The sequence below is a fragment of the Paenalicyclobacillus cellulosilyticus genome, from assembly GCF_014647315.1.
Taxonomy (GTDB): domain Bacteria; phylum Bacillota; class Bacilli; order Alicyclobacillales; family Alicyclobacillaceae; genus Alicyclobacillus_J; species Alicyclobacillus_J cellulosilyticus.
In genome coordinates this window covers 1-587 of sequence record NZ_BMOY01000151.1, presented here as the reverse complement: position 1 = coordinate 587, position 587 = coordinate 1, and the positions used below count along the sequence as shown (strand labels likewise).

The 587-nt window shown below is 40.5% G+C and carries 1 protein-coding gene; it reads right to left on the bottom strand.

Translation table 11 applies throughout. The features are described from left to right. Positions 1–394: 394 nt before the first annotated feature. Positions 395–587, bottom strand: a 193-nt coding sequence (locus IEX97_RS13300) for an RsmD family RNA methyltransferase (protein ID WP_188883556.1), incomplete at its 5' end; no start/stop codon positions are given.

Here is a 587-nt window from a genome sequence, read left to right as displayed (position 1 = left end):
TCTCAACTCTTGCCATCTCAAGCATGGACCGACTGACCGAATTAGCGGCTTCAGCGAGTTTAATCGTTGCATCATCGCTCGGTTCATTAAAGGGGGGTTTTTTTAACATAACGCGACTATGGCAGCTAGCAAGCAGCAATGTTGTCAAAAAAATGATGACAATCCGATAGTTCATCTTAAATATTTTTTAAAATTAGATTAGTAATGATTGAAACAGGGGCCTGACCCCTTGTCAAGCATTACCTATAGCTTGAGTCCATGCATGAAAAAAATACCGTCGTCATTGCGAACGAAGTGAAGCAATCCAGTACAGGATTTAAACGGATCATCAAACTGGCTTATTTTGAATGGATCCCGTACAAAAAGCTTCGCTTCTTTACGGGATAACGTTCGTTTAGCGTCGCTGATAAAGTCCGTAGAAAACTTGGCCGTTTCGCTTTAATTTGAGTTTCTCCCAGTAAATCGGATCCAGTGCTAATTCTTTAGGGGATTCAATATACAAATAGCCTGAACAAACAAGCACATTGTTCTCTTCAATGGCTTGAATCAGGGGTAGATAATTTTGAGCAAACGGTGGGTCAAGAAAA